The sequence below is a fragment of the Micromonospora sp. WMMD882 genome, from assembly GCF_027497255.1.
GTDB lineage: Bacteria > Actinomycetota > Actinomycetes > Mycobacteriales > Micromonosporaceae > Micromonospora.
Window position 1 is genome coordinate 2943970 of record NZ_CP114903.1, and the last position, 25458, is coordinate 2969427.

21 protein-coding genes and 3 pseudogenes are annotated in these 25458 nt (G+C 72.5%); 10 read left to right on the top strand and 14 right to left on the bottom strand.

Annotation, left to right across the window (positions count from 1 at the left end; translation table 11 throughout):
- The first annotated feature begins 55 nt into the window (after positions 1 to 55).
- Positions 56 to 1903, top strand: coding sequence for a dihydroxy-acid dehydratase (ilvD, locus tag O7606_RS12005; protein WP_281599149.1), 1848 nt, complete (start codon positions 56 to 58; stop codon positions 1901 to 1903).
- Between the two features lie 96 nt (positions 1904 to 1999).
- Here ilvD and O7606_RS12010 read toward each other — a convergent pair whose 3' ends face one another.
- The 3 genes from O7606_RS12010 to O7606_RS12020 are packed head-to-tail and all read right to left on the bottom strand — an operon-like array spanning position 2000 to position 4364.
- Complete coding sequence (locus O7606_RS12010; protein WP_281599150.1) at positions 2000 to 3808, bottom strand: hypothetical protein; 1809 nt, start codon at positions 3806 to 3808, stop codon at positions 2000 to 2002.
- Complete coding sequence (locus tag O7606_RS12015) at positions 3805 to 4056, bottom strand: hypothetical protein (RefSeq protein WP_281599152.1); 252 nt, start codon at positions 4054 to 4056, stop codon at positions 3805 to 3807. Before O7606_RS12015 ends, O7606_RS12010 begins: the two co-directional genes overlap by 4 nt.
- Positions 4053 to 4364, bottom strand: coding sequence for a DivIVA domain-containing protein (locus tag O7606_RS12020; protein ID WP_281599634.1), 312 nt, complete (start codon positions 4362 to 4364; stop codon positions 4053 to 4055). The genes O7606_RS12015 and O7606_RS12020 overlap by 4 nt, the downstream gene beginning before the upstream one ends.
- 291 nt (positions 4365 to 4655) lie before the next feature.
- Here O7606_RS12020 and O7606_RS12025 point away from each other — a divergent pair, with 291 nt between their 5' ends.
- The 5 genes and pseudogenes from O7606_RS12025 (at position 4656) to O7606_RS12045 (ending at position 8057) form a co-directional block, all read left to right on the top strand.
- Entirely contained in the window at positions 4656 to 5537 is an 882-nt protein-coding gene (locus O7606_RS12025; RefSeq protein ID WP_281599153.1) for a helix-turn-helix transcriptional regulator, read from the top strand.
- Positions 5530 to 5724 (top strand): DUF397 domain-containing protein, encoded by a 195-nt coding sequence (locus O7606_RS12030; protein WP_281599154.1) that lies wholly within the window; start codon positions 5530 to 5532, stop codon positions 5722 to 5724. The genes O7606_RS12025 and O7606_RS12030 overlap by 8 nt, the downstream gene beginning before the upstream one ends.
- 163 nt (positions 5725 to 5887) lie before the next feature.
- Positions 5888 to 5939 (top strand): annotated as a pseudogene (locus tag O7606_RS12035) (hypothetical protein); the annotation flags it as partial.
- Between the two features lie 227 nt (positions 5940 to 6166).
- A complete protein-coding gene (locus O7606_RS12040; RefSeq protein WP_281599155.1) occupies positions 6167 to 7483 on the top strand; it encodes an AAA family ATPase in 1317 nt (438 codons plus the stop codon).
- The gene (locus O7606_RS12045) at positions 7464 to 8057 is read left to right on the top strand and encodes an RloB family protein (RefSeq protein ID WP_281599156.1); all 594 of its coding nucleotides are present in this window, start codon (positions 7464 to 7466) and stop codon (positions 8055 to 8057) included. Before O7606_RS12040 ends, O7606_RS12045 begins: the two co-directional genes overlap by 20 nt.
- A gap of 176 nt (positions 8058 to 8233) precedes the next feature.
- On the opposite strand, the gene O7606_RS12050 is transcribed toward O7606_RS12045, so the two are convergent.
- The 7 genes from O7606_RS12050 to O7606_RS12080 form a co-directional block, all read right to left on the bottom strand.
- Positions 8234 to 8602 (bottom strand): nucleotide pyrophosphohydrolase, encoded by a 369-nt coding sequence (locus tag O7606_RS12050; RefSeq protein WP_281599157.1) that lies wholly within the window; start codon positions 8600 to 8602, stop codon positions 8234 to 8236.
- Between the two features lie 58 nt (positions 8603 to 8660).
- Positions 8661 to 9320, bottom strand: coding sequence for a hypothetical protein (locus tag O7606_RS12055; protein ID WP_281599158.1), 660 nt, complete (start codon positions 9318 to 9320; stop codon positions 8661 to 8663).
- A complete protein-coding gene (locus O7606_RS12060) occupies positions 9295 to 9696 on the bottom strand; it encodes a PadR family transcriptional regulator (RefSeq protein ID WP_281599160.1) in 402 nt (133 codons plus the stop codon). Before O7606_RS12060 ends, O7606_RS12055 begins: the two co-directional genes overlap by 26 nt.
- A 103-nt stretch (positions 9697 to 9799) precedes the next feature.
- Positions 9800 to 12259, bottom strand: a complete 2460-nt coding sequence (locus tag O7606_RS12065) for a glycoside hydrolase family 2 protein (protein WP_281599162.1) — start codon at positions 12257 to 12259, stop codon at positions 9800 to 9802.
- Entirely contained in the window at positions 12256 to 13140 is an 885-nt protein-coding gene (locus O7606_RS12070; RefSeq protein WP_281599163.1) for a carbohydrate ABC transporter permease, read from the bottom strand. The genes O7606_RS12065 and O7606_RS12070 overlap by 4 nt, the downstream gene beginning before the upstream one ends.
- Positions 13137 to 14138, bottom strand: a complete 1002-nt coding sequence (locus O7606_RS12075; protein ID WP_281599164.1) for a sugar ABC transporter permease — start codon at positions 14136 to 14138, stop codon at positions 13137 to 13139. Before O7606_RS12075 ends, O7606_RS12070 begins: the two co-directional genes overlap by 4 nt.
- An 81-nt stretch (positions 14139 to 14219) precedes the next feature.
- Complete coding sequence (locus tag O7606_RS12080; RefSeq protein ID WP_281599165.1) at positions 14220 to 15512, bottom strand: extracellular solute-binding protein; 1293 nt, start codon at positions 15510 to 15512, stop codon at positions 14220 to 14222.
- Positions 15513 to 15827: 315 nt separating this feature from the next.
- Between O7606_RS12080 and O7606_RS12085 the strand changes: the two genes are divergently transcribed.
- Positions 15828 to 16847: a LacI family DNA-binding transcriptional regulator gene (locus O7606_RS12085; RefSeq protein WP_281599166.1), complete on the top strand. Its 1020-nt coding sequence runs from the start codon at positions 15828 to 15830 to the stop codon at positions 16845 to 16847.
- A gap of 24 nt (positions 16848 to 16871) precedes the next feature.
- Positions 16872 to 17240: pseudogene (locus O7606_RS12090) on the top strand (PH domain-containing protein); the annotation flags it as partial.
- A gap of 101 nt (positions 17241 to 17341) precedes the next feature.
- Here the strand turns inward: O7606_RS12090 and O7606_RS12095 are convergent.
- Positions 17342 to 18265, bottom strand: a complete 924-nt coding sequence (locus O7606_RS12095) for a 2-hydroxyacid dehydrogenase (RefSeq protein WP_281599168.1) — start codon at positions 18263 to 18265, stop codon at positions 17342 to 17344.
- 18 nt (positions 18266 to 18283) lie between these two features.
- Positions 18284 to 19987: a hypothetical protein gene (locus O7606_RS12100; RefSeq protein WP_281599169.1), complete on the bottom strand. Its 1704-nt coding sequence runs from the start codon at positions 19985 to 19987 to the stop codon at positions 18284 to 18286.
- A 167-nt stretch (positions 19988 to 20154) separates the two neighbouring features.
- On the opposite strand from O7606_RS12100, the gene O7606_RS12105 reads away from it, so the two are divergent.
- Both O7606_RS12105 and O7606_RS12110 read left to right on the top strand, forming a co-directional pair.
- The gene (locus O7606_RS12105) at positions 20155 to 21327 is read left to right on the top strand and encodes a PQQ-dependent sugar dehydrogenase (RefSeq protein WP_281599170.1); all 1173 of its coding nucleotides are present in this window, start codon (positions 20155 to 20157) and stop codon (positions 21325 to 21327) included.
- Between the two features lie 53 nt (positions 21328 to 21380).
- Complete coding sequence (locus O7606_RS12110; protein ID WP_281599171.1) at positions 21381 to 22913, top strand: metallophosphoesterase; 1533 nt, start codon at positions 21381 to 21383, stop codon at positions 22911 to 22913.
- Between the two features lie 622 nt (positions 22914 to 23535).
- Here the strand turns inward: O7606_RS12110 and gatB are convergent.
- Together gatB and O7606_RS12120 are read right to left on the bottom strand one after the other, a co-directional pair.
- Complete coding sequence (gatB, locus tag O7606_RS12115) at positions 23536 to 25032, bottom strand: Asp-tRNA(Asn)/Glu-tRNA(Gln) amidotransferase subunit GatB (protein WP_281599172.1); 1497 nt, start codon at positions 25030 to 25032, stop codon at positions 23536 to 23538.
- A gap of 197 nt (positions 25033 to 25229) precedes the next feature.
- A pseudogene (locus O7606_RS12120) lies at positions 25230 to 25403 on the bottom strand (DUF397 domain-containing protein); the annotation flags it as partial.
- Between the last annotated feature and the right edge of the window lie 55 nt (positions 25404 to 25458).

Below are 25458 nucleotides of genomic sequence, written 5' to 3' on the forward strand. Positions count from 1 at the left end.
GGACGTGTCGCGCGCGCCGCCGCGCGGGTCGGCCGGTGGTGCCATGCTGGGGGGCATGCCTGAGCTGCGGTCGAAGACCTCCACGCACGGTCGGACGATGGCCGGCGCCCGGGCCCTCTGGCGGGCCACCGGGATGACCGACGACGACTTCGGTAAGCCGATCGTCGCCATCGCCAACAGTTTCACCCAGTTCGTCCCCGGTCACGTCCATCTCAAGGATCTCGGCGGCCTGGTCGCCGACGCGGTGGCCGACGCCGGCGGGGTGGGACGGGAGTTCAACACCATCGCCGTCGACGACGGCATCGCCATGGGCCACGGCGGCATGCTCTACTCCCTGCCCAGCCGGGAGCTGATCGCCGACGCGGTCGAGTACATGGTCAACGCGCACTGCGCGGACGCCCTGGTCTGCATCTCCAACTGCGACAAGATCACCCCGGGGATGCTGCTGGCCGCGTTGCGGCTGAACATCCCGACCGTCTTCGTCTCCGGCGGCCCGATGGAGGCCGGCAAGACGGTGGCGATCGAGGGCGTCGTGCACTCCAAGATCGACCTGATCGACGCGATGATCGCCTCCTCCAACGAGGCGGTCACCGAGGACCAGCTCGGCGAGATCGAGCGGTCCGCCTGCCCGACCTGCGGCTCCTGCTCCGGCATGTTCACCGCCAACTCGATGAACTGCCTCACCGAGGCCATCGGCCTGGCGCTGCCCGGCAACGGCTCCACCCTCGCCACCCACGCCGCGCGCCGGTCGCTGTTCGTCGAGGCCGGCCGCACCGTCGTCGAGATCGCCAAGCGGTGGTACGAGCAGGACGACGACTCGGTGCTGCCCCGGGTGGTCGCCGACCGGCACGCCTTCGAGAACGCCGTCGCCCTGGACGTGGCGATGGGCGGCTCCACCAACACGATCCTGCACCTGCTGGCCGCCGCCCGCGAGGCGGAGCTGGACTTCGACGTGGCCGCCATCGACGCGGTCTCCCGGCGGGTGCCCTGCCTGGCCAAGGTCGCCCCGAACTCCCCGCAGTACCACATGGAGGACGTGCACCGGGCCGGCGGCATCCCGGCCATCCTCGGCGAGCTGGACCGCGCCGGCCTGCTGCACCGGGACGTACGCTCGGTGCACTCCCCCTCGCTGGAGCGCTGGCTGGCCGACTGGGACGTGCGCGGCGGATCCCCGAAGCCGGAGGCGGTCGAGCTGTTCCACGCCGCGCCGGGCGGGGTCCGCACCACCGAGCCGTTCTCCACCACCAACCGCTGGTCCACCCTGGACACCGACGCCGCCGCCGGGTGCATCCGGGACGGCGCGCACGCCTACTCCGCCGACGGCGGGCTGGCCATCCTGTACGGCAACCTGGCCCCGGAAGGCTGTGTGGTGAAGACCGCCGGGGTGCCGGAGGAGTGCCTGACCTTCCGCGGCCCGGCCAAGGTCTACGAGTCGCAGGACGACGCGGTCACCGCGATCCTGGCCAAGGAGATCGTCGCCGGGGACGTGGTGGTCATCCGGTACGAGGGCCCGAAGGGTGGCCCCGGCATGCAGGAGATGCTCTACCCCACCTCGTTCCTCAAGGGGCGGGGTCTGGGGCGGGCCTGTGCGCTGCTCACCGACGGCCGGTTCTCCGGCGGCACCTCCGGGCTGTCCATCGGGCACGCCTCCCCGGAGGCCGCCTCCGGTGGGCTGATCGCCCTGGTCGAGCCGGGTGACCAGATCGTCATCGACATCCCGAACCGGTCGATCGAGCTGGACGTCCCGGCCGACGTGCTGGAGGCCCGGCGGATCGCCCAGGAGAAGCGCGACCGCCCGTACACCCCCGTCGACCGGCAGCGCCCCGTCTCCGCCGCCCTGCGCGCGTACGCCTCCATGGCCACCTCCGCCAGCGACGGCGCCTACCGCCGAGTCCCCGAATAGGGGCCCTTCCTAACACAGCGGCGTTCTGACGCAGCGGAAGCCGCATGGACCCCGACCGGTCCACGCGGCTTCTCTCGCATCGACAGGCGAACCGTCTCAGTAGTTGATCGTCCGGCTGCCGTCGCTCCCGACCGGCGGTGGCAGCCGGCACACCCCGTCCTCGTGATGCCGGTAAACGAGGTCACCGGCGCGGGTCAGTCGGAGCGTCACCGCGCGGCCGGCGTGCTCGGCGGCGAGCCGCAGCAGCGCCGACGCCGGGTCGGGAAGCGAAGCGCGCGGCGGGGCGCAGGGCGCCGGCAGCGGGGCCTCCGGGTCGGCCGGGACCAGCGCGGACAGGTCGTCGGCGAGGTGGGTCACGCAGTCGTCGAGCGCCGCCGCCAGGCTCGGCCGGGTCGGCAGATCCGCCGGATCCACCGGGGCGTCCCGGGGCCGTACCTGCACCGACCAGTAGCGCCCGTCGGCCCGCGACGGGTGACCGGCATGCCGCCCCAGATCCAGCAGGCTGACCTGCAACGCCAGGTCCAGCCCGGTCACCAGCCGCGCCAACTCGGCCAGCGGCGGCACGTCGGGGCGTACGGCGGTGACGATCAGCCGCCCGCCGGGCAGCCCCCGGCCCACCGCACGCACGTACTCCCCCACCGGGTCGGCGTCCGCCGAGGGCAGGGTCACGTACCCGTCGCGCAGCTCACGCGGGATGCCGTGGCCGCCGTCGGCCTCCGCCAGCTCCTCCGGCGGTACGCCGAACGCGTGCGCCCACGCGCCGAGCCGGTACCGCTGCGGGAGCTGCACGACCGGCCGCCCACCGGGCCCGGTGGCCACCTCGCAGACCTCTTCCGGCGCGCCGGCCGTCCACGCCACGTGCGCCACCCGCCGCCGCAGGTCGGTGATCGTGACCAGCACCGTCGCCGACGGCTCCGTGGTCGTGGGGTCGGGGTGGTCGAGCGGGGCGATCCGCCAGGCGTCGTCCCGCCAGCGGGCCTGGGCGGCCACCCGGTCGCCGAGCGCGGCCAGGAGCCGACCGGCCAACCGGTCCACCCGGGGGACGGCCGTCGCCGGCCCACCGGGGACGGGCAGTGGGCGCGATGGTGACGCCGCGCGCGACAGGTCGGCTCTGATGACGCTGGGCGGGGCGTGCCGTCCCCGGGCGGTGAGGCCGGTCAGGGCCGCCCGCGCGTCGGTCTCGGCCAGGGCGGTGGCCAGGTCGGGGCTGCCCTCCGCCGGCACGTGCCGCGCCGGTGAGCCGGGCACCTCGTACCGGACCGTCCAACGCCACCGCTCACCCTGCCGGCGGCCGTCCTGCCGGCAATCACCCTGCCGGCGGTCGCCCTGCCGGCAGTCGTCCCGCCGGCAGTCGCCCTGGCACCGGTCGTCCTGGCACTGGTCGTCGTGTCGGCGGACCGTCACGACCAGGTCGAGCAGGAGCAGCCCGGCCAGGTCGCAGAGCCGGCCCAGCCGGTCGGCCGGGTCCTCCGGTGGCGGCACTGTCGATCCGCCGAGCCAGAGCCGCCACGGCCGGCGGCGGGCCAGCTCGGCGAGGGCCGCCGCCGCGAGGGCGTGCCGGTCACGCTCGGGCAGGTCGGGCCGCCACTGCGGTGGCAGGCGTACCGCCAGGGGCTCGGGGTCGAGCGGGACGGCGACGGTGGCGGCGAGGTCGCGTACCCGGTGGGTCAGGTCGGCGGCCCAGCCACCCGCCGGGTCCGGGCGGGGGTCGAGGTCGGCGGGCGTGACCCGGGCGGAGGCGACCGCGCCGGTCTCCCGGTTGGCGACGGTGAGCAGGAGCTGGGCGCGGCGACGACCCCGCCAGTGACAACGCGGGCACCCGACGGTCACGCACTCCGGGCAGTCGACGACGTCGCTGGCCCCGCCCACCGGGCCGGTGGTGCCGCTCCCGTGCGCGCCGTTCATCGCGGCGGTTTCGGTGAGCAGGGGCCGTCGTGGTCGACCCGGCGGGCGCAGCGGCGGCGGTCGGGCAGCGGCAGGTCGCAGAAGACCCGGTGCCGTACGCCCTGCTCGTCCTCGAAACTGACGGTGACCTCGGCGGCGTCCACCTCGGACAGGAAGCTCACCGAGCGGGCCAGCGTGCCGGTGAACTGCCGGGCGGCGGGCAGGTCGGTGGCGGTGAACGGCAGGTGCGCCACGAACCGTTCGCTCACCGGATGCCCGCCAGCTCGCGGCGGGCCAGCTCGGACTGCCACTGGCGCAGGGCCGTCTTGATCCGGTCGTTCTCGGCGTGGGCGCGGGCCACCTCGGCGTAGCAGGCGGTCAGGTCGTCGGCGACCCGGTCGAGGAAGTGCCGTACCTCGGCGGCGTCCACCCCGTGCCGGCCGCGTGGGGTGAACAGCTTGCCGCGCACCTGCCAGGGCCGCAGCGGTCCGGGCACAGCGCTGCGGTACGCGGTCCCGCGCGCCTCGGCGGCGTCTGGCCGACCCGATTCGGCGTGGGATTCCCACGGCTCGCCAATAGCGCGGCACAGTATTACCACAACCTGACGCAGAAATGCGCGCACGGAAGCATCCGCTCCTTTCCTATAACGGTGATGACGACCTATGCCCGCAGGTCAGGTCGCCCGAGAAGAGGGCGCGACGATCGGTACCGGGGGAAGCGAAGACCGCCGCGCCACGGCCATACTGCGCTGCGGATCGGCAGCGAAGCAACTTTTTCGGCCCCGATTCTTGACTTATTTATGGACAACGGATAGGCATTCCAGAGAAGGCGTTCCGGATGTTAAAAAAACGGAGAGGAGGCGTGATCGTTGGCCGAGGACATGGGTTCGACGGTGCCGCGACGGCAGCTCGGTCGAGCGCTGCGACAGTTGCGCGCCGAGGCGGGGGTCACCCTGGACGCGGCAGCCGACGCGTTGGAGTGCAGCCGACAGAAGGTGTGGCGGATCGAGAGCGGCCTCGGCTCGGTGCGCGGGGTGGACGTGCGGGCGATGTGCCAGCTCTACGACGCCAACCCGGAGCTGACCGCCGCGCTGACCGCCCTGGCCAGCGAGACCAAGGCGAGAGGCTGGTGGCACGCCTACGGCGACGCCATCCCCGACTGGTTCGAGCTGTACGTGGGCCTGGAGCAGGCCGCCCACCGGCTCAGGTTCTACTACGACGCGATGATTCCAGGGCTTCTGCAAACGAGGGAATATGCGCACGCGGTGTACCAGCACCGCTCCGAGGTCAGCGATGACGAGCGGGAGCGCCTGGTCGAGGTACGACTACAGCGGCAGGCCCTACTGAGCCGCCGCTTGCCGCCGGCTCCTCGTTGCGCAGTCGTCCTCTCCGAAGCGGCGCTACTGCGGGTCGTGGGCAGCCGGGCGACGATGGCGGGGCAACTCCGTCACCTGTTGACGCTGGGCGAACGACCGAACGTCTCGGTGCGGGTGTTGCCGCTCACCGCCGGGCTCCATCGCGGAGTCGAGGCGGGCACGTTCGTGATGCTGGAGTTCCCTCCCGGCACCCGAACAACGCCTGAGCCGCCGGTTGTCTACAGCGAGTCGTGGACTGGCGCGCTGTACCTCGACCGGCCCCAGGAATTCGCCGCATATGAGAACGTCTGGATGAGCATCGATGCGCTTGCCCTCGACCAGGGACAATCGAGGCGGCTCATCGACAAGATCCTTGGGGAGGTACACCATGGCTGACCTGACCGGAGCCCGATGGCGTAAGAGCAGTCGCAGCGGCAGCAACGGCGGGGAATGTGTCGAAGTGGCCGACAACCTGCCTGGTCTCGTCGCCGTACGCGACAGCAAGGACCCGACCGGGCCCGCCCTCACCTTCACCCCCACCGCCTGGACCGCCTTCCTCCACACCACCCGCCCCACCCACTGACCCCAGCCCGCTTGATCCACTCCACTTCACGGATGTAGGGGCATCGGCCCGACTCGAAGCCCCTACATCCGTGAAATGGCGCACAGCAAGATCATCAAGCCGGGGGGCCCACCTGCGGGCTACGACAGCACGGCAAGGACCCGACCGGACCCGCCCTCACCTTCACCCCCACCGCCTGGACCACCTTCCTCCACACCACCCGCCCCACCCACTGACCCCAGCCCACCTGATCCACTCCACGTCACGGATGCAGGGGCATCCCCTCGACTCGAAGCCCCTACATCCGTGAAATGGGGCACGGCAAGATCGGCCAGAGCCGGCCGTGCGGGCGGCGGCCCGACCGGTCAGGCAACCTGGCCCCGGCGAGGTGGATGCTTCAGGGTCTTCTGCGTGGTTTACTCGCAGGGAAGGGCCGGTAGGTCCAGGATCTGAGGGCACAGCCATGTTGTTGAGTTTCCGCTTCGCCAACCACCGGTCCTTCCGGGACGAACAGCAACTCAACCTGACGCCGGCCTACCGCAGCGGAGACGAGCCCGAGCCGGCCGTCCGGGTGGTCGGCATCTTCGGCGCCAACGCCTCCGGCAAGTCCAACTGTCTGCACGCCCTGTCGTTCATGCGCCGGTTGGTGCTCTCCTCCGACCGCGAGGTCGAGCCGGGTTTGGGCATCGTCCGCGAGCCGTTCCGGCTCACGACGGACTCGCTCGAAGAGCCGTCGCACTACGTCGTCGACCTCAACCTGAACGGCGTCCGGCACACCTACGGTTTCGCCGTGGACAATGACGGCGTTGCCGAGGAGTGGCTCTACCACTACCCGCGGAAGCGCCGGCGGCGCGTCTTCGAACGCACCCGCGACTCGTACGCGTGGGGGGAGGACACCGGCCAGCGCATCCTGCTCGAACGGATCGCCGAGGTCACCGCCTCCACCGCTCTGTTCCTCTCCACCGTCGCCCGCTTCGGCCATGGTCCCCCGGCCGCGACCGACGAGCCACCGCACGGCGTCTACCGCTGGTTCCGTGACATCTACGGCCGCGAGAACCCCGGCCTCCGGCCCACCAACGCTCTCGGGTTGGACTGGCCCGACAGCGGACCCAGCAGACGGGTGGTGGTCGAGCTTCTTCGTGCGGCGGACGTCGGGATCGTCGATGTCGTTGCGTCGACGAGCGTTCCCCTGGATGAGCCACCGTGGCCTCCCCCGTCGTCCGTGATCAGGTCCAGCATGCACACCAGGTTGCGTCAGGCCAGCGAGCGAGCGTTACGGAAGAGGCTGAGGTTCGCCCACCAGGGACCAGCAGGGGAAGTGCTCTTCGAGCTTGCCGAGGAGTCGACGGGCACTCAACAGCTACTCGGGCTCGCCATCGAGGCGGCCGAGGTGTTGAGCAGTGGCGGCACCATGTGCGTTGACGAGATCGACGCCAGCCTGCACCCGTTGCTCACCGCGAAGCTCGTCGGGCTCTTCCAGAGCGTGGCGTCGAACCCGCGTCACAGTCAGCTCATCTTCACCAGTCACGACGCCGCCCTGCTCGGCACCATCGACACCGAGGAGATCCTGCGGCGGGACGAGATCTGGTTCACCGAGAAGGACGCCGACGGCGCGTCCACGCTCTACCCGCTGACGGATTTCAAGCCCCGCAAGGATGGCGAGAACCGGCAGCGCCGCTATCTGAACGGCAACTACGGCGCGGTGCCGGACCTGTCGACGTACCTGTTCGAGCAGGCCCTGGCAGCACGGAGACAGGTGGATGACGAAGCGACGAGCTGACCCCTCCAGCACCGGCCGCACCCGCACCGCCCGGGAAACCGATCTCCGCCGCAGGCCCGGCGTCCGGGAACAGCGCAAGACGGTGCTCGCCGTGACCAACGGGGAGTCCACGGAACGCGCCTACCTTGAGGCGCTCCGCCTGGAGCCGTGGCTCCGGCAGCGCCTGGTCGTGGTCGTCGAGAAGGGATCACCCGTCGACGCGGTACGCGCCGCCGCCCGCCGCCGCGACGACAACGACTTCGACCAGGCGTACGTGGTCTGCGACGTGGACCAGTATCCGGTCGCCCCGCCGACGAACGAGGCACGGACGCACGACGTCAGCCTGCTCTGGTCGAACCCCTGCTTCGAGGTGTGGCTGATCCTGCACCACGTCGGCTGTTCCCATCTGGACAACGCCAGGAAGGCCAGGGATCTGTTGCGGCGTCATGTCAAGGACTGGGACAAGACGAAGTTACGATTCGACGACTTCCGCGAAGGCGTCACGGACGCTGTCGGTCGGGCCCAGAAGCTCGGGGCGCCACCGGACGCCAACCCCTCGACCGGCGTCTGGCAACTGGTCGACGCGCTACGTTGACGGGTCAAGGCGGCGCCCCGGTCGCCGTACGCGACCCGACCGGCCCCTGTCCTCACCTTCACCCCCACTTGATCCACTCCACTTCACGGATGTAGGGGCATCAGCCCGACCCGAAACCCCTACATCCGTGAAACGGCGCACGACAAGATCACCCAGCGGTGCGGCGCGGCCTCGCGTCACGCGTGGCGAGCCCTGGTCGCCGTACCCCGGGCGGTTTCCGCCGGGTAGCGGCGGGCGGCCTCGGCGAGCTTGTCGGTGGCCGCCTCGACCAGGTCGACGCCGAGCAGGTCGGCCAGCCGGGTCAGGTAGATCACCACGTCGCCGAGCTCGGCGCGGACCCGGGCCCCGTGCTCCGGGTCGGTCATCACCCGGGCCGACTCGTCCGGGGTCAGCCACTGGAACTCGGCCAGCAGTTCCCCCACCTCGCCGGCCAGCGCCATGGCGAGGTTCTTCGGGGTGTGGAACTGCTGCCAGTCCCGTTCCTCCGCGAAGTGTCGCAGCGTCTCGGCAAGCCCGGCCAACCCGGTGTCACCACCACTCGTCATGGGCTCCGACCCTAGTGCCGTCCGTAGGGCACGCGTTCCGCCGGGCGTCGGGCCGGCGTCACGCCGCCGTCGTCACCGACCAGCGGCGGGCCAGGGCCGTTGCGGCGAGGAACGCCGCGAGGACGAGCGCCGCCTCGGCCCCGATCACCAGCGGGGTGAGCGGGAACTCCAGCGACCAGCCGAGCACGACGGCGGCGGCGACGCCGGCCGCCAGGGCGGGTGGCAGCAGCAGGGCCATCCGGGTCGCGGTGTGCCGGATCCGGGGCGTGTCCCGGAGGGCGACGCGCACGGCGAGGACGGCCCCGGCGACGACGACCGCCGCGACGCCGCCGTAGAAGACGCCGGCGGCGAGCCACACCGGCACGCGGACGTCCGGAGGCAGGTCGAACAGCGCCACGAACGCGTAGTGCAGGCCGCTGGCCAGGACGGAGCCCGCGACGAGGGCGAGCAGCGCGCCGGCGCTGGCGGTGGCGAGCACGTGGCCGTACCGGGGTGGGGTCACGTCCATGCCGGCTTCCTCGGCGACCCGCAGGGCGAACGCGGCGCGGTCGGCGCCGAGCAGCTCGGCGGGGTCGAGCCCGTCGGCGGCTGCCGCCTCCAACTCGGCGCGCAGGTCGGCGACGAGGGTGACCCGGTCGTCGGGGCGGATGCCGAGGGCCCGCCATTCGCGGTCCGCCGTGGTGAGCAGACGGTCAACTGCCTGTGTGGGCGTGCTCATGGTCGTCTCCTGGTTTCGGGGGCCGGGCGGCGAGGGTCCCGTTCACGACGCCCGCGAACTGGAACCACTGCGCACGCCAGGCGCGCAGCCGGTCGTGGCCGGTGTCGGTGAGCCGGTAGACCTTGCGGGGCGGCCCGTTGGGGCTGGGTTGCCGGGCGTTGGCGACCAGCCCCAACCGGTGCAGTCGGGTGATCAGCGGGTAGACGGTGCCGTAGCTGACCGGGCCGAATCCGGCGGTGTCGAGCCGGTGGACCAGCTCGTAGCCGTGCGCCGGCTCGGCGGCGAGCAGCGCCAGCAGGCACATGTCCAGGCAGCCGCGCAGGAGCTGGGCCTGCCGCTCGGCCGAATCGTCCACCCCACCCGCCGTCGCTATCATGCGACACATAATACGGCCGGTACTATGCGCCGTCTAGTAGTGGGAGGTGAAGAAGGGCCTCCTCCTGGGCGCGCAGCGTCCGGAGGAGGCCCTTCCGCGCCACTCAGTTGACCGCGCGCAGCACCGGGCGGGTGGTGAGGGCGTTCGGGTCGAGCGGGCGTCGGGCGTGCACGGTGAAGGTCACCGACTCGCCGGGCAGCAGGGTGACCAGGGCCCGGTCCACCTCGGCGGCCGGGTCCAGGCGGTCCGCCGCCAGCACCAGGTCGCGGAGGATGGTGCGGGCGGTGACCTGGACGCGTACGCCGTCGTCGAACGACGTGACGGTGGCGTCGTAGGCCGACGGCGGCCAGGGGACGTCCCTGTCCTCGGCGAAGAACCACAGGGCCCGCTCGGCGGTGTCGCCGGCCTCGGCGACCAGCAGCTCCCGGGCGGCGTCCCCGGGCGACGCCAGCTCCGGCGGCAACGGCAACTCCACCACCGCGTGCGGCGGCACATTCAGGTCGTACGCCGTCTTCGCCTGGAGGTCGCCGGTGAGGGCGTGCCGGGTGACGGTGGCGGTGGCCCGCCACGGCCTACCGCCGTCGTTGACCGCCACCAGGGCCAGCCCGCCGGCGCGGGGCTGCACGGTCAGCAGCCGGTCGGCGTACGCGTGGCGCAGCGCGTACCACAGGGGTTTGCGCCGGCCGTCGCCGTCCACGGCGGACCAGGAGGTGACCGGCCAGCAGTCGTTGAGCTGCCAGACGATCGTGCCCATGCAGACGCCCCGGTGGGCGCGGAAGTGCTCCACCCCGAGCGCGATGGCCCGCGCCTGGTTGACCTGCGTCAGGTAGTGCCACTCGTCGAAGTCGGCCGGGGCGGGCAGGTGCGCGTCCAGCCCGCGCCGGAGCTTCAGGTCACCGTCGGCGGCCTTCTGGTGGTGGGCCATGCCGGGCGAGTCCGGGGCGAGCGGCTCGTCCGACAACGCCCGACGCAGCGTCGCGTACGCGGGCGGCGCCTGGTAGCCGAACTCGGCCACGAACCGGGGCACGTACTCCCGGTACCTGGTGTAGTCGTCGGTGTTCCAGACGTCCCAGATGTGCGTGGTGCCGTGCGCCAGGTCGTTCGGGTGGATCTCCTCGCGGCCCGACCACGGGCTGCCCGGCCAGTACGGGCGGGTCGGGTCCAGCTCGGCGACGACCGCGGGCAGCAGGTCGAGGTAGTAGCCCCGCCCCCAGGTGCGCCCGGCGAGCGCCTCCTGCCAGTCCCAGTCGTGCCAGCCCCAGATGTTCTCGTTGTTGCCGGTCCACAGCGCCAGCGACGGGTGGCCGGCGAGCCGGGTCACCTGCTCGCGCGCCTCCGCCTCGACCTCGCTCCGGAACGGCGCCTCCTCCGGGTACGCCGCGCAGGCGAAGAGGAAGTCCTGCTGGACGAGGAGACCGTGCTCGTCGGCGAGGTCGTAGAAGTCGTCGGACTCGTACCGGCCGCCGCCCCAAACGCGCAGCAGGTTGACGTTGGCGTCGGTCGCCTGCCCGAACCGGTGGGCCAGCCGGTCCCGGGTGACCCGGTGGGGGAAGACGTCGTCGGGGATCCAGTTGACGCCCCGGACGAAGACCGGCACGTCGTTGACGACCAGGGCGAACGCCGAGCCGTACGGGTCGGGGGTGGTGTCCAGCCGGACCGTCCGGAAGCCGATCCGCCGGGCGTGGCCGTCCAGCGGCGTGCCGTCGGCGTCGAGCAGGGACACGGCCAGGTCGTAGCGGTGCTGGTCGCCGTACCCCCGGGGCCACCACAGCTCGGGGTCGTCGACGGTGACGGTGAGCACGGCCGTGCGCTCCCCGGCCGCGACGACCGCCTCGGCGGTCGAGCCGCCGACGGCGGCCCGCACCACGAGCGGTACGTCGGAGGTCCGTTCGACCGCCACGTGCAGCTCGACGACGCCGACGCCGTCGGCGACGGTGACCAGCGGGCGCGCCTGGGCCAGCCGGGCGGTGGACCAGGCGTGCAGGCCGATGTCCTGCCAGATCCCGGCGGTGACCAGGGTGGGGCCCCAGTCCCAGCCGAAGTTGCAGGCCATCTTGCGGATGAACTGGAACGGCTCCGGGTACGCGTTGGGCCGGTCGCCGAGCCGGTCCCGGTGCGCCTCGGCGTACCGGTAGGCGGAGTCGAACCGGACCGCGAGGTGGTTGCCCTGGTCGCGCAGCAGCGCCCCGACGTCGAACCGGTGGCCGCGGTGCATGTTCTCGGTACGGCCGATCACGACGCCGTTGAGGGTGAGCGTGGCGACCGTGTCCAGCCCGGCGCAGGCCAGGTCGATCCGGTCGGGCGTCCCCGGCGGTCGGTCGAAGGTGGTCTCGTACACCCAGTCGGTCCGGCCGATCCAGGCCAGCCCGGTCTCGTTGTCGTCGAGGTACGGGTCGGGGATCAGACCGGCGGCCAGCAGGTCGGTGTGCACGCAGCCGGGGACGGTGGCGGGGACGGTCGCGCCCGCCACCGTCGCGGGAACCTGCGGGTGGGGTACCACCCGCAGGGTCCAGCCGTCGTGCAGGGCGTTCCAGGTCGAAGCTCCCCCGTGTGGCTCGCTCAAGATTTCACCGCGCCTTCCATGATTCCGCGGACGATCTGTCGGCCGCCGATGACCAGCATCACCAGCAGCGGCAGGGTGGCGACCAGCGCGCCGGCCAGCACCCGCCGGTACAGCACGTAGTTGCCGCTGGCCAGGTCGGACAGGGCGACCATCGAGGTCGGGTAGTCGGTGCCGCCCAGCGTGATCAGCGGCCACTGGAACTCGTTCCAGGTGGCGACGAAGGTGAGCAGGCCGAGCACGGCCATCGCCGGGCGGACCGCCGGCACGACCACGCTCCAGAAGATCCGCATGGTGGTGGCCCCGTCGATCCGGGCCGCCTCGACCAGCTCGTCGGGCACCGCGTCCAGGATGAACTGCCGCATGTAGAACACCCCGAACGCGGTGACCAGACCGGGCACGATCACCGCGAGCAGGGTGCCGTTCCACCCGCCCTCACCGGGCAGGTACCCCATCAGGATGTAGAGGGCGACCACGCCGAGCTGGTTCGGCACGGTCATGGTCAGGATCACCATGATCATCAGCGCGTTGCGGCCCTTGAAGCGCAGCTTGGCGAAGGCGAACCCGGCCAGCGCGCAGAAGAACAGCACCGAGGCGGTCACCACGGACGACACGATCACGCTGTTGCCGAGCGACTGGAGGAAGAAGACGTCCTGCATGGAGAAGACCTCCCGCAGGTTCGTCACCAGCTCCCCGCCGGGCACCACCTGCGGCGGGATCTTCGCCAGCGCCTCGTCGGTGTTCGTCGCGATCACGAACATCCAGTACAGCGGGAACGCCGAGAACGCGATGACCACGCTCAGGAAGAGGTAGTTCCACACGCTGCCGGGGGTGCTCTGCGGCGCCCGCCCCGCCAACGCCGCGTGCCGCCGCGAGCCGCTCATCGCCTGCCTCCGCCCAGGCGGTTGGTGATCAGGGCGTTGACCGCCGCGACGATCAGGATGATCAGGAACAGCGCCCAGGACATCGCCGCCGCGTACCCGAGGTTGAGGTCCCGCCAGCCGACCTTGTAGATGAGCTGGGCGATGGTCTGCCACTCGCCGTCCGCGCCGCCGGTGGCCGCCGCCGAGTTCGCCTCGAAGAGCATCGGCTCGGTGAACAGTTGCAGGCCGCCGATGGTGGACAGCACCACCGTGAAGATCACCACCGGCCGGATCATCGGTACGGTGATCCGCCACAACTGCCGCCACGGGCCGGCCCCGTCGACCGCCGCCGCCTCGTACACGTCACGCGGGATGGCCTGCATCGCGGCCAGGTAGAGCAGGGCGTTGTAGCCGATCCACTTCCAGTTGACCATGGTGGCGATGGCGATCCAGGACGCCCACTTCGTGGCCCGCCAGTCGATCGGCTCGGTCTCGCCGATGCCCAGCAGCGACAGCGCCCAGTTGGCGATGCCGGTGTCCCGGGCGAACACCACCGTGAAGATCAGCGTGGAGGCGGTCACCGGGGTGATGTACGGCAGCAGCACCCCCACCCGGAACCAGGTCTGCGCGCGCAGCTTCCGGTTCAGCAGCGACGCGACCACCAGCGCGAGCAGCAACTGCGGGACGGTGGAGAGCAGGAAGATGCCGAACGTGTTGTAGAGCGCGTTCCAGAAGTCGCCGTCGTCGACCAGGCGGGCGAAGTTGCCCAGCCCGGCCCAGCCGTCCAGGCTCGGGTCGTCGAGCCGCCAGGTGCGCAGCGCGACGACCCCGTTGAACACGATCGGGAACAGCCCGAACACCGCGAAGAGCAGGAAGAACGGGGCGATCAGCAGGTACGGCAGGTAACGCACGTCGAACCGGTACAGCCGGTCGCGCCAGGCCGACGGCGGGCGGGACCGGCCCGGGTCGGGGTCGGCGGCGGGTCGGGGCGCCGTGGGGGCGGCGCGGGTGGGGGACATCGGGGGCACCTCCGGGGCTCGGGGACCGCCGCCGGCCGGTGGGGACGCGCTCGCCCCACCGGCCGGTCCGTCGGCGTACGGTCAGGCGTTCGCGGCCTTCTCGGCTTCCTTGACCGCCTCGGCCCAGGCCTGGTCGGGCTTGCCCTTGAGGTTGCCGGTGGAGAGCCGACCGAGGACGTTCTCCACGGCGACCCGGGTGGGGCCGTTCTTCCTGCCCAGGTACTGCGGGGTCAGGTTCTCCGCCGTCCTGGAGAAGATCTGCCCGACCGGGGCGTTGCTGAAGAACGGGTTGGTGAAGTCCCGGATCGCCGGGTCCTGGTAGAGCGCCGGCTGGGACGGCAGGTTGCCGACCTGCTTGAAGATCTCGATCTGCTGCTCCGGCTGGATCAGCCACTCCAGGAACTTGTACGCCTCGTCGACGTTCCTGCCCTGCTTGGGGATGGTCAGGAAGGAGCCGCCCCAGTTGCCGCCGCCGCCGGGGATCGCGGCCACGTCCCACTTGCCCTCGGTCTGCGGTGCGGTGTTCTTGATGTGCCCCTGCATCCAGGCCGGGCAGGCCAGGACGGCGAAGTTGCCCTTGACGAAGCCGGCGTTCCACTCGGGCGAGAACGCGGTCAGGTTGGCCGAGAGGTTCGCGGCGATGGCCTTGGCGGCGACGTCGAACGCGACCTTCGGGCCGCCGTCCATCCTCAGCGTGTCGGACTCGTCGTAGAGGCCGACCGGCTGCTGCCCGAGGACCGGGTTGAAGATGTTGGTGGCCGCGTCGACGAACTTCTTGCCGTCGCTGTTGGCCACGTACCGCTGGCCGGTCTCGATGAACTTGTCCCAGGTGGGCCAGAGGGCGGAGACCTGGTCGCGTTCGGTGGGCAGGCCGGCGGCGGCGAACAGGTCGGTGCGGTAGCACATGGCCAGGCCGCCGACGTCGGTGCCGAGGCCGATCTGGGTCTTCCCGTCCGCGGTGAGCGTCTGCTTCCACTTCCACGGCAGGTACTTCTGCTCGTACGTGCCGGCGCCCTTGTCGAGCAGGTTGACGAACTTGTCGGCCTGCCCCCGGAACTGGACGACGAAGCCCTCGTCGATGGCGGCGATGTCGGGCGCGCCGCTGCCGGCGATCAGCTTCTTCTGGAGGTCCTCGTGCTGGGCGTTGTACTCACCCGTGTTGAGCACGATCTTGACGTTGGGGTTGGCGGCCTCGTACGTCGACTTCAGCTCGTCGAGGCCGAAGTCACCCCAGAAGTTGATTTTGAGGGTGACCGTGCCACCGGCCTCCCCGGAGCTGTCACCACCGCTGTTGCCGCTGCACGCCGTCACCAGCACCAGGCTGACCGCGCCCACCGAGAGCACTCGGGCGAAGCGGGACCAGGACGCTCTCATGCCTTCCTCCGCGCACTATGGGAACGCTCCCGACATCGAGAGACGTTGACTGAACCGGATAAGTGAAGCCACCGTACGGGCCGGTTTCCGGCCTGTCAACGAAGCGTAAAGATCAGGTTTTACCTGCGCTTAACCGAGCAAGTAACCGGTGCCGGACCGGATCGTCGACCACGTGCAGTAGCGTGAGTGCGCCGACCGGTCCGCCCGGCCCCCTCCCCCGGGTCCGACGGCCGCCGGTCCCGGGCCCGGCCGACCGGCCCCGGCAGCGGCGAGAGAGGACCGCCCGTGAGGGCCTGGAAGCGGAGGAGCACGCCGGTGAAGCGGCCGACCATCGCCGACGTCGCCCGGCGGGCCGGGGTCTCCAAGGGCGCGGTGTCCTACGCGCTCAACGGTCAACGCGGCGTCTCCGAGGCCACCCGGCAGCGCATCATCGCCATCGCCGAGGAGATCGGCTTCCGGCCCAGCAGCGCCGCCCGCGCGCTGTCCGGGGCCACCGCCAGGGCGGTCGGGCTGGCCCTGTGCCGGCCCGCCCGGATCCTCGGCCTGGAACCCTTCTTCATGGAGCTGATCAGCGGCGTCGAGGCCGAGCTCTCCGCCCGCTCGTACGCGCTGACCCTCCAGGTGGTCGCCGACCAGGCCGCCGAGATCGCCGTCTACCGGCGCTGGTGGGCCGAACGGCGGGTCGACGGGGTGCTCGTCTGCGACCTGCGGCTCGACGACGGGCGGGTCCCGGCGCTGGAGGAGCTGCGGCTGCCCGCGGTGGTGATCGGCGGCCCGGGGCACACCGGCGACCTGGCCAGCGTCTGGTCCGACGAGTCCGCCGCGCTGGTGGAGGCGGTGGAGTACCTGGTCGCCCTCGGGCACCGCCGGATCGCCCGGGTCGGCGGTCTGCCCGACCTGCTGCACACCCGGATCCGCGCCGAGGCGTTCGAGCGGGTGTGCCGCCGGCTCGACCTGGTCGACGCGGTGACCGCCTCCGCCGACTACTCCGGCGAGGAGGGGGCCCGCGTCACCCGACGCCTGCTCAGCTCCGCCAACCGGCCCACCGCGGTGATCTACGACAACGACGTGATGGCGATCGCCGGTCTGTCGGTGGCGCAGGAGATGGGCCTCACCGTCCCCGGCGACCTCTCCATCGTGGCGTGGGACGACTCCCCGCTCTGCCAGCTCGTGCACCCGCCGCTGACCGCGCTCAGCCGGGACATCCCCGCGTACGGGTCACACGCCGCCCGACGCCTGCTGGCCGCCATCGCCGGCGAGACGGTCACCGCCTTCCAGGACGAGACCGCGCACCTGACCCCCCGCGGCAGCACCGCCCCGCCCCGGGGCCGGTGACCCGGCGGGTGGGATCATCGGGGGGTGAGCCGCACCGAAACCCTCCGTTTCCGGCACAGCCAGGCCATCGTGGCCGCGGCGATCGTCGCCGCCATCGGCGCGATCCCGGTCGCGAACGCCAGGTGGTACCTCGCCCCGGTGCTGCTCGTCCCGCTGGCGGTGCTCGTCTGGGCCTGGCGGGCCGGCACCGACGTCGACCCGCGCGAGATCCGCGTCCGCGCCCTGCTCGGGCAACGCCGGCTGCCCTGGACCCGGATCGTCGCGTTGGCCGCCGACCCGGCGGGCCGGGCCGTCGCCCGGCTGGACGACGGCGGGCAGGTGCTCCTGCCGGCGGTGCGCCGCGCCGACCTGCCCCGGCTGGTCGCGGTCACCGGTCACCCCCTGCCGGGCGCCGACGACCCGGACCGGCCCCGGGCCGCCACCGACGACCCGGACCGGCCCCGACCCGCCTCAGCCGGGCCGGACCGGCCCCCGTCGGGCACCGACCACCCGGATCAGTAGCCGTCGGTCACCACGTTCCGCAGCGGCTCACCCGCCGTGAACCGGGCCAGTTGCGCGCCCACCAGCCGGTACGCCCGGGGCAGCAGCCCGCGCACCGAGCCGGCCACGTGCGGGGTGAGCAGCACGTTCGGCAGCCCCCAGAGAGGGTGGTCGGCCGGCAACGGCTCCGGGTCGGTGACGTCCAGCGCGGCGGAGATCCGCCCGGTGCGCAGCTCCGCCACCAGCGCGTCCGTCCGGGCCACCGGCCCACGGGCCGCGTTGACCAGCAACGCGCCGTCCGACAGCGCGGCGAGGAAGGCCGCGTCGACAAGTCCCCGGGTCGCCCCGGTCAACGGCACCAGCAGCACCACCACGTCCGCGTCGGGCAGCAGCGCGGGCAACTCGTCGACGCCGTGCACGCCCTCGTCGGGCCGGGCGGTCCGGGCGACCATGGTGAAGCCCACCTCGAACGGGGCGAGCCGGGCCCGCAGCGCCGCCCCGATCGAGCCGGCGCCGACGATCAGCACCCGCTTGCCGGCCAGCTCGTCGGTGGGTACCACCTCGTCGTACGCCCACTCGCTCCGGCCCTGCGCGCGGGCCAGGGTGTCGAACCCGCGCAGCCGGGACAGGATCGCGGTGACCACCCACTCGGCGGTGGCCGAGTCGTGCACCCCCCGGGCGTCACAGAGGGTCACCCCGGCCGGCAGCCGGCCGACCCAGGCGTCCGCCCCCGCGCTGAGCAACTGCACCACGGCCAGGTCGGGCAGTTTGCCGGCCAGCCCGGTGACGTCACCGGCGGACAGGAACGGCGGCACCCAGAACCGCACCCCGGCGGGGTCGGAGGGCAGCCGGTCCGGGCTCTCGGCCACCTCGACGGTCAGCCCGGGCAGGTCACCCAGGAGAGCGCGGCCGGTCTCGTGCGGGATCCATACCTTCACGTCCGCCGACGATAGCCCTCACCGCAGCGGCGGACGGACCGGGGCGGCGGGCAGGTAGACGTCGTACCCGGGCACGGCCGTCCGGTCCACCGGCACGCCGGTGGCGGCCAGCCGGTCGGCGACCCGCCGGCTCAGCGGCGTGCCGGCCGGCAGCGCGTACGCCACCCGGTCGGCGCGGGCCACCCGCTGCGGGTACGCCGGGTAGCGGTCCCACCCGGGACGCAGGTCGTCCCGGATCACCGCGCAGACCAGCCGTTCCCGGGTGGCGAAGACGATGGGGTTGCACGTCCAGTACTCGGCGTAGAAGTGGGTCACGCCGAGCCGTTCCAGGGCCACCGCCAGGTCACGCCGCTGCTGGTCGGCGCGGGTCAGGGTGGGCGCCTCGGCGATCAGCGCCCCGGTGGCGACCACGCCGCTGGCGGCCACCGCCGCCAGCCCGCCCCGCCCGGCGAGCCGCAGCACGCCGTCCCACGCCAGCGAGCGGTCGCGTCCGGTGGCCGCCGCCCAGAGCGGCCAGAGCAGCGCCGGCAGCGAGATGAGCAGGCAGGACAGGTAGCGGGCGCTCTCCACCGGGGTACGGCCGGCGGCGGCGCTGACCGCGTACGCGCCGAGGCTCACCGCCGCCGCGACGAGCAGCGCGAGCCGACCGCCCTGGCGGATCCGCCCGCGGCCGTCGGCCGGGCCGAGCCGCAGCGCGCGTACGGCGAGCAGCGCCGCCACCGCCAGCAGCAGCGGAGCGGCCACCCCCCACCAGAGCTGCCAGCCGGCGCACCGGCCCGGGTCGCAGAACCCGGCGCCCATCGGCAGCCCGAACAGGACGCCACCGTGCAGCCGTTCCGCCCAGCCGCCGGGCGTCCCCCCGCCGAGCTGCCGGTACGCGGCGAGCGACCGGTGGGCCGGCTCGGCGGTGAGGTTGTGCGCCACGACCGGCAGCAGCCCGACGGCGAGCCCGGCGAGCAGCGCCCCACCGTCCCGCCTGCCGAGCAGGAACAGCCCGGCCCCCCTGCGGAGCAGGAGCAGCCCGGAACCCCCGCGGAGCGGGAGCGGCCCGGCCCGCCGGCGGTGGCCGCCGGCGAGCAGCAGCGCCCCGGCGGCGGCCACGTACGGCAGGACCAGCCAGTCGTCCCACAGGGTGAGCCCGGCGACCAGGCCGAACCCGGCGAACGCCAGCCGTCGCCGTCGGGTCACGCCGAGACCGAGGCTGACCGCGAGCAGCATCAGCAGCGCGCCGGCCGGGTTCATCTCCGGGTAGCCGCCGCCGGCGATCAACTGGTTCTTCAGGGTCCGGTCCGAGCCGAGGGCGAGCAGACCGACCACGGCGGTGGCGAACCACGGCCGGTACAGCCGGCGGGTGAGGTGCCACATCACGGTCAGGAACAGCGCGTACAGCGCCAGGTTCGGCAGCCGCAGGGCGAGCAGTCCCGGACCGGCGAGGGCGAACAGCGGCGCCGCCAGGTAGGACTCCAACGCGCCCATGTAGTACTGGCCGTAGAAGTAGAGCGGGAACTCCCGGCCCTCGGCGACGTGCGCGGCGACCAGGCCGCTGACCGCCTCGTCGCTGTTGGTGGGGGGCAGGTCGGCCAGGAGCATCGCCAGCCGGTAGCCCACCCCGAGCAGACCGAGCAGGACCGCGACCCGCCCCGCCGACCACCACCGCCACCGGCGGGCCGGCGCGGTGTCGGCGGGCACCGGAACGCGGGGCGGCTGCTCGGTGCTCACCATGGCTGGCAGTCTCGCACGGTGATTCGCCTCCGTCGGGTGACCCGCGCCCCGCACGGGCGTGTTTCCCGGTGACCGGCCGGTCGACGCGCCGCAGCCGCCCGGGCGGCCCAGGCCGAGGCGGAACGGCGTGGCGGGCGGACGGGAGACGAGCGGCTAGTCTGGTCCGGATGAGCGCCCGTGCCCCGTACCCACGCATCGGCCGCCTCCGCGCGACGGCGGCGGCCTCCACCGCCGCCCTGCTGCTGGCCGCCGCCGGGTGCAGCCTCGGCGAGCCGGAGCCCGATCCGGCCGGCGAGCCACCGAACCTGCCCACCCCGTCGGCCAGCGCGTCCTCCGACGCCGGGCAGCAGGTGGTGACCACGGTGCTGGCCAAGGGGCTGCGGGTGCCGTGGGCGATCGCCTTCCTGCCCGACGGCGGCGCGCTGGTCACCGAGCGGGACAACGGCCGGATCCTCCAGGTCGGCCCGGAGTCCGGCCCCGACGGCCTCACGGTCACCCCGGTGCAGACCATCGCGGACGTCGAGGCGTCCGGCGAGGGTGGGCTGCTCGGCGTCGCGGTCTCCCCCGGCTACGCCACCGACAAGACGGTGTACGCGTACTACTCCACCGAGCGGGACAACCGCATCGTCAGGTTCACCCTCGGCGGCGCCCCCACCCCGGTGCTGACCGGCATCCCGGTCGCCGGCATCCACAACGGCGGCGGGCTGGCCTTCGGCCCGGACTGGTTCCTCTACGCCAGCACCGGTGACGGCGGCAACCGTCCGCTGTCGCAGGACACGAAGAGCCTCGGCGGCAAGATCCTGCGGATCACCCCGGACGGGAAACCGGCCCCCGGCAACCCCTTCCCGGATTCCCCCATCTGGTCGTACGGGCACCGCAACGTGCAGGGCATCGCCTGGGACGCCGGCAAACGGATGTACGGGGTGGAGTTCGGCCAGAACACCTGGGACGAGGTCAACCTGATCGTCAAGGGCGGCAACTACGGCTGGCCGGAGGTCGAGGGGCGGGCCGACAACCGCCGCTACCGCGACCCCATGGTGCAGTGGGGCACCGGTGAGGCGTCCTGCTCGGGCGCGGCGGTGGTGGAACGGCTGCTGGTCGCCGCCTGCCTGCGCGGGGAGCGGCTCTGGCTGGTCGAGCTGACCGACGAAGGCGCCGTCCTCGGCCAGCCCCGGGAGCTGCTCACCGGCCAGTACGGTCGGTTGCGGGCGGTGGCCGCCGCGCCGGACGGCTCGCTCTGGGTGAGCACCTCCAACCACGACGGGCGGGGTGACCCGGACCCGGAGGACGACCGCCTGCTCCGGATCGTCTTCGCCGGGGGCGGCGCCGGAAAGAGCTGACCGGCGGAGCCAGGTTTGTCAGGATCCCTCGTTGGGCAGGTCAGAATCTCACCATGGACGACGGGCACGAGAACGCGCAACCGGACACCGGCCACGACGGTCCCCGCGGCACGGGGTGGATCGGCCGACTCCGCCGGATCGGGGTCGTCCTGGCGATCCTGGCGATCGGGGTGGGCGGCTCCCTCCTCGGCGTCCTCGCCGGCGGCCAGGTCGACACCGACATCGGGCCGTTCCGGGCGAAGATGGTGTTGACCCCGGCGCTGGACGGCGGCACCACCATCGACATCCCCCCGCTGGGGGCGCTCCTGCTGGACAGTCACGACGGCCCGGCCCACCTGAACGTGGAGCTGGGCGCGCTGGACCAGGGGCGGGTCGAGGCGTTGATCGATGACCCGGCGAGCATCAACCGGGCCAGCGAGTCCGCCGTCGAGGACGTCCGGGAGGGCGCGCTGCGCCTCGGTCTGCGTACGGTCGGGGCCACGCTGTTGATCACGCTGGTCCTGGCCGGTCTGGTCTTCCGCGACGCCCGCCGGACGGCGTGGGCCGGCGGGCTGGCCCTGGTGGTCACCGCGAGCAGCCTCGGCCTGGCCGCGTCCACCATCCGCCCGCAGTCGATCGAGGAGCCCCGGTACGAGGGTCTGCTGGTCAACGCGCCGGCCATCGTCGGTGACGTCCGGCAGATCGCCAACGACTACACCAAGTACGCCGAGCAGCTCAAGCGGCTGGTCGGCAACGTCAGCAAGCTCTACACCACGGTCTCGGCGCTGCCGGTGTACGAGCCGGCGCCGAACACCACCCGGGTGCTGCACGTGTCCGACATGCACCTCAACCCGACGGGCTGGCAGCTCATCCGCACGGTCGTCGAGCAGTTCGAGATCGACGTGGTGATCGACACCGGCGACATCACCGACTGGGGCAGCGAGCCGGAGGCGAACTTCGTCGGCTCGATCGGCCTGCTGGAGAAGCCGTACGTCTACATCCGGGGCAACCACGACTCGGGTCGGACCGCCGCCGCGGTGGCCCGGCAGCCGAACGCGATCGTGCTGGACAACGCCACCACCACGGTCGCCGGGCTGACCATCGCCGGCATCGGCGACCCCCGGTTCACCCCGGACAAGAGCACCGCGCCGGCCGCCGGTGGGCTCGACCAGCCCACCGCGAACCAGGTGATCACCGTCGGCGAGCAGCTCGCCGCCACCGTACGGAAGTCGCCGACCCCGGTGAACATCGCGCTGGTGCACGACCCGGCCTCGGCGGGGCCGCTCTCCGGCGCGTGTCCGCTGGTGCTCGCCGGACACACCCACGACCGGCAGGTGTCCAGGCTGCCGCAGCAGGACGGGCAACCGCCGACCCAGCTCATGGTGCAGGGCTCCACCGGCGGGGCGGGTCTGCGCGGGCTGGAGACCGAGGACCCGACCCCGCTGTCGATGAGCGTGCTCTACTTCGACCAGGACAAACTGCTCCAGGCGTACGACGACATCACGGTGGGCGGCACCGGCCAGGCGCAGGTGAACCTGGAGCGCCGGGTGGTGCCGAACCCGAAGGAGGGCGCCGAGGCGCCGGTCACCCCCACCCCCACCCGCTGACCACTCCCAGGCCCGCGCCCCGCCGACACGTCCGGGCATGCCCCCCCCGCACCCGCCGACACCTCCGGGGTTATGCCCGTGCCCCGGCTGACCACCCGGTGGCGTGCTCGCTGGCCGCTTTCCTGGGCCCGCGATGACGCCCGGTCGCCGGGTCGGTCACATCAACACCGCCGATCGGGACGGTCGGGACAGCACGGGGCGATCACCCGGCCGTCACCCTAGGTGATCTCACGCCGAGAGCTGCCAACAATTCTCGACACTTTGCTCTGCACTCACGAACGCGCCAGACACGTTCCGTAGTAGCCGGTTGGCACTTTCCCCGGCGGCACCGTAGCCGACTGAGCTGCTCAGCCCACCTGGTGCCGATACGGGTGCAGAGCAAAGCCTGCGGGAGGCTGCAGCTACCTGCCCCCTGTCCACACGCTGAGTTATCCCTGAGCACGCAGACCAGTCGGCCACCGTCAGTAATGAACAGGCGCACGGGGAACGGGAAACGGGAAACGGGGGCACGGGGAACGGCAGCGGCGTTCGTCGGTCGAGCGGGCGGGCGCCGAGCAGGAAGGGGCCGCGCCGACCTCGGTCGGCGCGGCCCCTTCCTGGCGAGCGTGGAGTGGATCGGGGGTTACGACGCCCCGAGGCGGGCCAGGATCAGCTCCCGGACGGTCTTGGCGTCGGCCTGGCCACGGGTGGTCTTCATGACCGCCCCGACGAGCGCGCCCGCGGCGGCGACCTTGCCGCTGCGGATCTTCTCCGCGACGTCCGGGTTGGCGGCGATCGCCTCGTCCACGGCGGCGGTCAACGCGCCGGTGTCCGAGACGACCTCCAGGCCCCGGTTGGTCATGATCTCGGTCGGCGCGCCCTCGCCGGCCACCACGCCCTCCAGGACCGTCCGCGCCAGCTTGTCGTTCAGCTTGCCCGCGTCGACCAGCCCTTGGAGCTCGGCGACCTGCGCCGGGGTGACCCCGACGTCGGCCAACTCCACGCCGACCTCGTTGGCCCGTCGGGACAGCTCGCCCAGCCACCACTTGCGGGCGGCGGCCGGGGTGGCCCCGGCGGCCACGGTCGCCTCGATCAGCTCGACCGCGCCGGCGTTGAGCACCGACTGCATGTCGTGGTCGGTCAGGCCCCACTCCTGCTGCAGCCGGCGGCGGTGCAGCCGGGGCAGCTCCGGCAGGGCGGCCTTCAGCTCGGCCACCCAGGCAGCGTCCGGCGCGAGCGGCACCAGGTCGGGCTCCGGGAAGTACCGGTAGTCGGTGGCGGTTTCCTTGGACCGACCGGAGGTGGTCTCGCCGGTGTCCTCGTGGAAGTGCCGGGTCTCCTGCACGATCCGGCCGCCCGAGTCCAGGACCATCGCCTGGCGCAGCATCTCGGAACGGACCGCCCGCTCCACCGACCGCAGCGAGTTGACGTTCTTCGTCTCGGTGCGGGTGCCCCACTCCTCGCCCGGCAGGTTCAGCGAGGTGTTGACGTCGCAGCGCAGCGAGCCCTCCTCCATCCGCACGTCGGAGACGCCCAGCGAGCGGATCACGTCCCGCAGCTCGGTGACGTACGCGCGAGCCACCTCGGGGGCGAGCGCCCCGGCCCCGGGCACCGGCTTGGTGACGATCTCCACCAGCGGGATGCCGGCCCGGTTGTAGTCGACGAGCGACTCCGTCGCGCCGTGGATCCGGCCGGTGGCCCCGCCCACGTGCAGGGTCTTGCCGGTGTCCTCCTCCAGGTGCACCCGCTCGATGCCGATCCGCACCAGCTCGCCGTTCACCTCGACGTCGAGGTAGCCGTCCACGCAGAGCGGCTCGTCGTACTGGCTGATCTGGAAGTTCTTCGGCATGTCCGGGTAGAAGTAGTTCTTCCGGGCGAACCGGCACCAGGACGCGATCGAGCAGTTCAGCGCCAGGCCGATCCGGATGGTCGCCTCGATGGCGGCCTTGTTCGCCACCGGCAGCGAGCCGGGCAGCCCCAGGCAGACCGGGCAGACCCGGGTGTTCGGCTCGCCGCCGAAGTCGGTCGGGCAGCCGCAGAACATCTTGGTGTTCGTGCCCAGCTCGACGTGGGTCTCCAGGCCGATCACCGGCTCGTAACGCGCGACGACCTCGTCGTACGCGGGCAGGGTCGTGGTCATCTGACGCTCCAGTCGCGCTCCGGACAGAACCCGTCCAGCCTAGTGGGGCTACCCACCCCCACCCCCACCTCCCCCGGGTTTGCGCCGCCCGTCCGCGTCCCGCCCCGCCGGGGTCGGGCACCGTGCACGGGAAAGGGAGCCCGACGATCGGGCTCCCTTCGGCGCGTTCGGACGCAGATCAGCGCTTGAGGCGGCGTGAAGGCGGACCAGGCCGCCGGAGGGAAGCCCAGCACCCGCCCGGACGGGTCCTTGCTGTCTCGCACCGCCACCACACCGGGAAGATTCCCCGCCAATGCACCGACACCGTTTCGGCGATGTCGGGGGGGGGCGCGCCAGCCGCGATAGCCCGATATCACCGAAACGGAGTGGATCAACCCGGGCTGGAGCACCCGGCGGGGTCGATCCGCGTCAGCATCCCGCCCCCTC

What these genes read in the sequence shown, in the direction of transcription:
- O7606_RS12060 (WP_281599160.1), bottom strand. Translation starts at nt 9,696, where the DNA reads ATGATAGCGACGGCGGGTGGGGTGGACGATTCGGCCGAGCGGCAGGCC.
- O7606_RS12050 (WP_281599157.1), bottom strand. Translation starts at nt 8,602, where the DNA reads ATGACGAGTGGTGGTGACACCGGGTTGGCCGGGCTTGCCGAGACGCTG.
- O7606_RS12110 (WP_281599171.1), top strand. Translation starts at nt 21,381, where the DNA reads ATGGACGACGGGCACGAGAACGCGCAACCGGACACCGGCCACGACGGT.
- O7606_RS12040 (WP_281599155.1), top strand. Translation starts at nt 6,167, where the DNA reads ATGTTGTTGAGTTTCCGCTTCGCCAACCACCGGTCCTTCCGGGACGAA.
- O7606_RS12100 (WP_281599169.1), bottom strand. Translation starts at nt 19,987, where the DNA reads ATGGTGAGCACCGAGCAGCCGCCCCGCGTTCCGGTGCCCGCCGACACC.
- O7606_RS12055 (WP_281599158.1), bottom strand. Translation starts at nt 9,320, where the DNA reads ATGAGCACGCCCACACAGGCAGTTGACCGTCTGCTCACCACGGCGGAC.
- O7606_RS12075 (WP_281599164.1), bottom strand. Translation starts at nt 14,138, where the DNA reads ATGTCCCCCACCCGCGCCGCCCCCACGGCGCCCCGACCCGCCGCCGAC.
- O7606_RS12105 (WP_281599170.1), top strand. Translation starts at nt 20,155, where the DNA reads ATGAGCGCCCGTGCCCCGTACCCACGCATCGGCCGCCTCCGCGCGACG.
- O7606_RS12045 (WP_281599156.1), top strand. Translation starts at nt 7,464, where the DNA reads ATGACGAAGCGACGAGCTGACCCCTCCAGCACCGGCCGCACCCGCACC.
- ilvD (WP_281599149.1), top strand. Translation starts at nt 56, where the DNA reads ATGCCTGAGCTGCGGTCGAAGACCTCCACGCACGGTCGGACGATGGCC.
- gatB (WP_281599172.1), bottom strand. Translation starts at nt 25,032, where the DNA reads ATGACCACGACCCTGCCCGCGTACGACGAGGTCGTCGCGCGTTACGAG.
- O7606_RS12010 (WP_281599150.1), bottom strand. Translation starts at nt 3,808, where the DNA reads ATGAACGGCGCGCACGGGAGCGGCACCACCGGCCCGGTGGGCGGGGCC.
- O7606_RS12070 (WP_281599163.1), bottom strand. Translation starts at nt 13,140, where the DNA reads ATGAGCGGCTCGCGGCGGCACGCGGCGTTGGCGGGGCGGGCGCCGCAG.
- O7606_RS12030 (WP_281599154.1), top strand. Translation starts at nt 5,530, where the DNA reads ATGGCTGACCTGACCGGAGCCCGATGGCGTAAGAGCAGTCGCAGCGGC.
- O7606_RS12080 (WP_281599165.1), bottom strand. Translation starts at nt 15,512, where the DNA reads ATGAGAGCGTCCTGGTCCCGCTTCGCCCGAGTGCTCTCGGTGGGCGCG.